Here is a 7421-nt window from a genome sequence, read left to right as displayed (position 1 = left end):
TCAAGTGCTTATAAAACAAGGATTTTTATCTACGTATTTTCTCAAGGTTGGGGTAGGATTGCTATAGCCTCGTATTTTGAAGAAATGAATGGTAAAATCCGCCATTACCGTAAAGATCATAATGCTTCAGAAGAAGAAGCAGATGTAATAGGGAGTTATTACCTCAAGACTGCTGGTATTGTTAGGGGTGTGAAAACTGAAAAAGATTTGGTAGAACTGATACAATATATAGAAAACCTCAAGGAAAAGGTTAGTATATACAAGCATAAAGAATATAAATATCGTTGGTCTACAGGTTTAGAAAACAACGTTCTAGCTAAATTAAGGAAAATAATGGATAGACTCAAAAATTAATTGAAAGACGTTATTACTACTAACCGCAAGCGGAAAGAGCTAGAGTCACTTTGAGAAAGTAGAGATGTTTAATCAAATTCAAACATCCCTACCTTTTGATTTTAATCTCCTATGAAACTGCTTGCGGCTGAACTAAATTTTCTCCGCCTTGAATAACAGTCGCAGATTCAATTTTGTCACCAGCTTTGAGTTTATCTAAAACCTCTTGACCTTTGGTAAGATAACCAAACACAGCATAACGACCATCTAAAAGATTACGTCCTGCGGGGGTAAGTTCAGGTTCAAACAGAAAGAAGAAAACTTGAGAAGAACCACCATTAGGTTCATTTTCTGGCCGGGCCATCACTAAAGCACCAAAAGAGGAAAAAGGTAAAACTGGCATATCTAAATAACGTCCAGCTTCTTCAAGGGTAATACCGTAGGTTGGTTCTTTTTCACCTTGGACTAAAATCTCTAAAGGAATAGCCCGATATTTGCCAGTTTGAGGGTCAATAAAACCAACTTCTTGACCAACAGGATCTCCAGTTTGTAAAAAGTAAGATTCTTCCGAACGGGTAAATTCTAAACCATTATAAAAACCGCGTTGCACTAAATCTACAAAATTACCAGCAGTGACAGGGGCGCTATAGCCATCTACCACTACGGTAAGATCGCCTTTATTAGTTTTGAAAGCAATGGTAGCGCGTCCTTTGAGTTGGGGTAAATTACTGTATTCAGCAGGAACTTCAAAGGGAAATTTTGTCACCATTGATTCTTCTAACAAGCTGACAAGATCGAGTAATTTGGCTCTTCCCTCAAGAACTGCTTCCTTTCGCTTAGTTTTAACTACTTCTTGCAGTTGTGTGATCCCAGATTTCAATTCAGTCACCCAAGCTTGAGCTTGAGCTTGCCGTTCTTCCGGAATACTTGCTAATATTTGGGAAGGTTTATCGAGTATCCGCGATGCTTGCTTTAGATCATTATTAACCGCGCTCCACCGTTTATTCGCTCGCAGTTGGTTAGAAATGTCTTCTAAACTGGCTTGTAGTTTACGTACAGGTTGATTATCTATCGGGAGTGCATAGCGTAACAGGGCCTTTCCGTCGGTAATTGCGTTTCCCGCTGGTAAGCCGGCGTTACTAGTGGGAGTCCACCCAGCCGTACTTATGCCTAAAAATATTGTTATTAACAATATTAGTTTGAGGCTGTTCTTCACCCAGGACTTTAATAAGTTCAACATCAAATTTCTCTTTCTTTAGTATCAAAGTGTTGATTGGAAGTAACTTATTGATTATCTTCCCACATTGGGAGTCTGGAGATTGAAGAGGCAGGAGAGTAAGGAGCAGGAAGCAGGAAGAATATCTGTCTATTACCTCTTTCTTAACAACTAACAACCAACAACTGACCACTGACAACCAACAACTGACAACCAACAACTGACCACTGACAACCAAAGAAGGGTACAATAAATGCCGATTGTCTTGCAAAATTTGAAAGTTTCATGATCTCTAGTAACGACTTTCGACCTGGTGTTTCAATTGTATTAGATGGTTCGGTCTGGCGCGTGATAGATTTTCTTCATGTTAAGCCAGGTAAGGGTTCTGCCTTCGTGCGGACAACCCTGAAAAATGTCCAAAGTGGGAAACAATTAGAAAGAACTTTTCGGGCTGGGGAAACTGTCCCCCAGGCTACTCTGGAAAAGGTAACGATGCAACATACCTATAAAGAAGGTGATGAGTTTATCTTTATGGATATGGAGACTTATGAAGAAGGTAGATTAACTTCAGCGCAAATTGGCGATCGCGTCAAGTACCTCAAAGATGGTATGGAAGTGAATGTGATTCGCTGGGGCGAACAGGTGCTAGAAGTTGAACTACCTAATTCTGTAGTTTTGGAAATTGTCCAAACAGATCCTGGTGTTAAGGGTGATACTGCTACAGGTGGCACTAAACCTGCAATTCTAGAAACTGGAGCAACTATCATGGTTCCCTTGTTTATTGCTCAAGGGGAGCGCATCAAGATTGATACCAGAGAAGATAAGTATTTAGGCAGGGAATAATTTTCCTACTTTCTTTTTTGATACCAACTGGGAGTAGTGAGGACTAAAACCCAAATTGGTAATCATGATTTGAATCCCTTTTTTATAGAGGGATTAAATCCCTGCCTTACTTAGAATTTTAATTTAACGGTTAGGTCGAGGTAAAATAATTGTGACATTAGACTTTAATGAAATCCGTCAACTACTGGTAACTATTGCTCAAACTGATATTGCGGAAGTTACACTCAAAAATAATGAGTTTGAATTAACGGTACGCAAAGCTATCAGTTTTAGCAATAATGGCCAAGGAATAGTTAGTGGTGTGGTGAGTGCTGGTGTAACCCAGTTGGTATCTACAACTTCACCAGAAATGGTCATAAATAAAGTTGTGGATAATTCCATAATTCAACCTGCTGTTTCTCCTTCACCAATTAATCAAAAATTGGTTGACGTATTATCTCCTATGGTGGGGACATTCTACCGCGCCCCAGCACCAGGAGAAGCTCCATTTGTGGAGGTGGGCGATCGCGTCAAATCTAGTCAAAGTGTGTGTATTATTGAAGCAATGAAGCTTATGAACGAAATTGAAGCCGAAGTCTCTGGACAGGTGATGGAAATTTTAGTTCAAAATGGTGAACCAGTAGAATATGGTCAACCTTTGATGAGAATTAACCCCGATTAATTATTAAATAGGGAACAGGGAACAGGGAACAGGGAACAGGGAACAGGGAACAGGGAACAGGGAAACTGACTAAAGGGGATAATTTTTCTGAAAACTTTCCCGGGTGAGTGGCTGTTCTAATTCCACACCTTCACCACCTAAAACCTCCAAGGGTTTACCGTTGACTTCAATGTAAACTTTAGCTTGAGGGTTTAAACTAGTAGCAGTATATACAACTTGTCCAATTCTTCCGATCATGGAAGTGCTACCGCCACCAGTGGTAAAGTTTTCAGATAAGTTGACGTGAACATCATTATTTTCTGCTTTGAGTCCCAGTAGTTGAGTCCCCTGGGGAATAGTAGTAGAGTCTGTTCCTTGAGGAGGTCCGGCTAATAAAGTTTTAAACGCTGTTTCTAAAACTTGGTCGGGTTGGGTAGCAGCAATTTTCAGGGGTTGGGGAACTAAATCAAAACGATTTTCCTTAGACCTGAGCCAATATATACTAGCAGTTTGTTCATTACCCTGTTGGCTGTTCGATTGCTCTATTGGCTGTTTAATGGTTTCCGACGGGTTGGTAGGTGTGGGAGTATTGGCGCTCTGGGAAGAAAACCAAGCTACTCCACCGCTTACCGCTACCACTGCTACCGAAATAGCTGCTACTAGACCGGAAGAAATCCTGTTAGTTCTTTGTTGGTCATTCATATCTAAAACCTACTTGACTAAGGACTGAAATAGTATTTGTAATATAAGTAGCCTGTTTATAGAGGTTATATCTCCGGTACAAATCTTTAGTTTTGATTTATACATAAACTGCTCTTGCTGGTTTTGCCCCTTTTCACTCCAATTGTAGAGTTATCCTTTGGGGTCTGTCACCTATCTCTTGATCTAAATCCCATCATTTCTTGAAAAAAGATTTAAATTAAAATTAGGCAAAATGTGGTATGCAAGTTAGTTGGTGACAAATATTAGTTATTTTACTAGCTTAAAAAGTATAATTTATGTTTTTTCACGCAGAGGCGCGGAGGCGCGGAGGGTAAAAGTTTAAGAAATGTAATTTTTGCAGGTTTCCTGAAAAATAAGTTGACTAGTTATAGTATAATTAATGAATCCCTCTGATGTGGTGGTTATGGTTGTTACTGCTTCGACCTGCAAGATTACCTGGGAACTCTTACCTGAAGATTTTGTCTTAGAAGATGAACCTGTGGATAATGTCAATCAACCCTCTTTAGCTGCGGCGTTGACGGAAAGTCTACAATTGGCTGGGAAACTACCAGAAACAGCCCTGGTTACGACTAATTATGGTATCTGTGCTACAGTTAACAACAAAATTGTGGTGAAAGCACCTGATTGGGCTTATATACCGAAAATTACCGTATCTAGAGAGGAAGTACAACGCAGTTATACCCCTCACAAACAGGGTGAAATACCGATTGTGGTGATGGAATTTCTTTCGGATACAAATGGGAGTGAATATTCTAGTAAACGGACTTTTCCCCCCGGTAAATGGTTTTTTTATGAAGAAGTTTTACAAGTTGCAAATTACCTGATTTTTGACCCTGGTACGGATATTTTGGAGGTACATCGGTTACAAAATTCGGGAAAATATGAATTACGTTCTCCTGATGAAAATAACCGTTATTGGTTAGAGGAGATGGATTTATTTATTGGTGTGTGGTCAGGAAAGCGCGAAAACCGTGATGGTTACTGGTTACGGTGGTGGGATAAACAGGGTAATTTGTTATTGTGGGGGTTTGAGTCGGTTGAGCAGGAACGACGAGAAAAGGAACAAGAACGACGAGAAAAGGAAGCTGCTTTACAACGTTTAGCAGAGTTGGAAAAACGATTGCGAGATGCGGGAATTGAAGTTTAAACTAGATTCTGTTTCCAAGGATAATCCTCAAAAAAAATTTTTAGATCGCTCCGTTCCACTACGCTCTCAAGGGTAAAGAAAAGAAGAGCAAAGAGCAAAAGCACAAGAGTGCAAAGGGCTATTAAGTCCTCGCCGCACCACTACATACAACCCGAAAACCAATATCGTCGTAGTCGTAGTCGAGGTCGTTGTAGTAGCGATAAGCAGAACGGCAATTCCCAGGATTGTTGAACCACGAACCACCACGCAGCAGCTTATTATTACCGCTTTGACTTGTCAAAACATTACCATATTTAGACGCATTTGCATAATTATCATGCCAATCCTCTTGACACCATTCCCAGACATTCCCGTGCATATCGTACAAACCAAAAGCATTAGGGGGAAAACTACCTACATCTTTTGTTTGTTGAAGAAATTTACCTTTTGGCTCAGAAGCATAGGTGTAAGTTCCATTATAATTAGCTAACTCAGTTGTAATCGTTTCCCCAAAATGAAAGGGTGTAGTCGTCCCCGCACGACAAGCATATTCCCATTCTGCTTCGCTGGGTAGACGATATTCCCGTCCTGTATTTTGACTCAACTTTTTACAAAACTCTACAGCATTATTCCAAGACACTCGTTCTACAGGACGTTTTGCTCCTTTTTCGGTGAAATGAGAGGGATTGTTACCCATGATTTGTTGGTACTGTTCTTGAGTCACAACAAATTTACCCATAGAAAAACCAGGTACATTTACCTGATGTTGTGGACTTTCACTTTTATACCTACCTTTTTCTGATTCTGATGAACCCATCATAAAAGAACCACCAGGGATTTGTACCATATCCAGGGTGATATTATTCCCTAAATCTTCTTTAAAATATTTAGCTTGGTGGTTCTCTTGATTAACTATTTTTCCTGTTTTGTCAACTGTTACCGTTTGAAAAAATTCCTTTAAAAGAAATTGTGGGTATTCGTCACCTCTAGATAGACCAATAGATTGATAATTATTAACCTTTAAAGAAACTGGTTTTTCTATTGAATCACTCGTTTTGATAGCAATTCTTTTAATAGCTGATATTGCATCTAAATCAGCACGAGACACACCTAAAACCCTAATCCATATTTGTTCTGCTAACTCAAAATTTCCTTGATTTTCAGATAAGGATGCCTGTAATTTTAATGATTCAACATCTCTCATTGTAGCAGATTGCTCTAATAAAATATAATACATTTTATATGGCGGTTCTGCCTTGAGATAGGGATTTTGAATTTCTTTTTGATATCTAGTATTTAATTTAGGAACGGAAGAATTGAGATATCTATCTAATCGTTCCACAGTGGCACAATTAGCTTCACCATGTAATCTTAAACCTGTTAATAATGTATATGTAAATGAACCATGTTGTAATTCGGTAATTTCCCAAGATTTTTGATTAGCAGCACAGGAATAAAAGGTAATTACTCCTTGGTGTTGTTCTAAACCTATTCCTAAACCACTACGACTACTTTCTTCTCGACAAGCATCTAAAAACAAAACTACATTATCAGCACGACTACGACGCAATCTTTCAGTAATGAATTCAACGGAAATAGCTGTATGTTCAATATCACCAGGATCACTATCTGCAAGCATTAAATAATCTTTGTCAGCATGACGCATACCATGACCAGCAAAGAAAAACCATAGATTATCCCCTGGTTCTAATAGAGGTTGTTCAAATTGTGCTTGTAAAAATCGCCGCAACCGTCCGTAAGTTGGTTGAGTGGGAATTGGTGGGCTGGTATTAATGGGTGGAGAGTCCTCTGTAAACAAAAACACCTGATCAAATTTGGCTTCTTCCCGAAACCAAGCGGCCATTGCTTCTGCGTCCCGTTTAGCAAAGTTTAGGGATTGCAGGTTATCATATTGATTAATGCCAATACTAATTGCCCAGTTTTCACTCATTTTCATCTATGATTGTCGCTTGAATTTAAAAGTCAGACTGCCTTTACCGCCTACTTTTCCCCCTGTTCCGAATAAACTCAGTTGTCCTTCTCCATTCACTTCTACAGAAACTTCCACTTCGTCTAGGCGGATTTTAGAGTCAGGATCATCTGCTTCATCTAAACATTCTCGCATAGCTTGTATAAATCCCCTCATTTCCTGCTTGAGTTTTGTAACCTCAACTTTACGCCTAGTAATTACTAATTTGTCTTTTTCTTTGGTAAATATTATTTGTTCTTCCGTAGTTTTACCTCCTAATAATCCACCTGTATCACCACTACTTCTAGCACCGCTAATGGTCGTCGTTGAAGTTTCTGCGACTTCTTCAGTAATAATCCATAAACTGTCTGGGGTAGAAAATTCTGCTGACATAAAACTTACTACTTGTATGGTTGAAAATAAATTACCACAGATGGTCATATTTATCAAATTGTTCTTTTTCCAATTCATGATTTAATGAATCCAAGTAGGTGAACGGAAAAAAACCGACATAAGTGACGAAAAGTAAAGTTATCCAAAACCGTTCGGCTGACGCTCACGGCGAAGCCTA

The 7421-nt window shown here is 39.2% G+C and carries 9 protein-coding genes; 4 read left to right on the top strand and 5 right to left on the bottom strand.

Annotated elements, in window-relative coordinates; all coding sequences use genetic code 11:
* Positions 1–354, top strand: a 354-nt coding sequence (locus ACIR310F_RS23360) for a hypothetical protein (protein ID WP_035368639.1), incomplete at its 5' end; no start/stop codon positions are given.
* Positions 355–463: 109 nt separating this feature from the next.
* Here ACIR310F_RS23360 and ACIR310F_RS0120430 read toward each other — a convergent pair.
* Positions 464–1573 carry a peptidylprolyl isomerase gene (locus ACIR310F_RS0120430; RefSeq protein WP_028085435.1) on the bottom strand — a complete coding sequence of 370 codons (1110 nt, stop codon included), beginning with the start codon at positions 1571–1573 and terminating at the stop codon, positions 464–466.
* 140 nt (positions 1574–1713) lie between these two features.
* Entirely contained in the window at positions 1714–1836 is a 123-nt protein-coding gene (locus ACIR310F_RS27435; RefSeq protein ID WP_269208394.1) for a hypothetical protein, read from the bottom strand.
* Between ACIR310F_RS27435 and efp the strand changes: the two genes are divergently transcribed.
* Together efp and accB are read left to right on the top strand one after the other, a co-directional pair.
* Positions 1835–2392 (top strand): elongation factor P, encoded by a 558-nt coding sequence (gene efp / locus ACIR310F_RS0120425; RefSeq protein WP_028085434.1) that lies wholly within the window; start codon positions 1835–1837, stop codon positions 2390–2392. The two genes, ACIR310F_RS27435 and efp, sit on opposite strands and share 2 nt — an antisense overlap.
* 151 nt (positions 2393–2543) lie before the next feature.
* Entirely contained in the window at positions 2544–3053 is a 510-nt protein-coding gene (accB, locus tag ACIR310F_RS0120420; RefSeq protein ID WP_028085433.1) for an acetyl-CoA carboxylase biotin carboxyl carrier protein, read from the top strand.
* Positions 3054–3122: 69 nt separating this feature from the next.
* Here accB and ACIR310F_RS0120415 read toward each other — a convergent pair whose 3' ends face one another.
* Entirely contained in the window at positions 3123–3734 is a 612-nt protein-coding gene (locus ACIR310F_RS0120415) for a GerMN domain-containing protein (RefSeq protein WP_028085432.1), read from the bottom strand.
* A gap of 424 nt (positions 3735–4158) precedes the next feature.
* Between ACIR310F_RS0120415 and ACIR310F_RS0120410 the strand changes: the two genes are divergently transcribed.
* A complete protein-coding gene (locus ACIR310F_RS0120410) occupies positions 4159–4902 on the top strand; it encodes a Uma2 family endonuclease (RefSeq protein ID WP_028085431.1) in 744 nt (247 codons plus the stop codon).
* Positions 4903–5023: 121 nt separating this feature from the next.
* Here ACIR310F_RS0120410 and ACIR310F_RS0120405 read toward each other — a convergent pair whose 3' ends face one another.
* Both ACIR310F_RS0120405 and ACIR310F_RS0120400 read right to left on the bottom strand, forming a co-directional pair.
* Complete coding sequence (locus tag ACIR310F_RS0120405) at positions 5024–6832, bottom strand: SUMF1/EgtB/PvdO family nonheme iron enzyme (RefSeq protein ID WP_028085430.1); 1809 nt, start codon at positions 6830–6832, stop codon at positions 5024–5026.
* Positions 6833–6838: 6 nt separating this feature from the next.
* Complete coding sequence (locus tag ACIR310F_RS0120400; RefSeq protein ID WP_028085429.1) at positions 6839–7243, bottom strand: Pepco domain-containing protein; 405 nt, start codon at positions 7241–7243, stop codon at positions 6839–6841.
* Positions 7244–7421: the final 178 nt, after the last annotated feature.

The organism is Dolichospermum circinale AWQC310F, assembly GCF_000426925.1.
Lineage (GTDB): Bacteria > Cyanobacteriota > Cyanobacteriia > Cyanobacteriales > Nostocaceae > Dolichospermum > Dolichospermum circinale.
The sequence above is the reverse complement of the archived record's forward strand: the minus strand, read 5'-3'. Positions and strand labels throughout refer to the sequence as shown.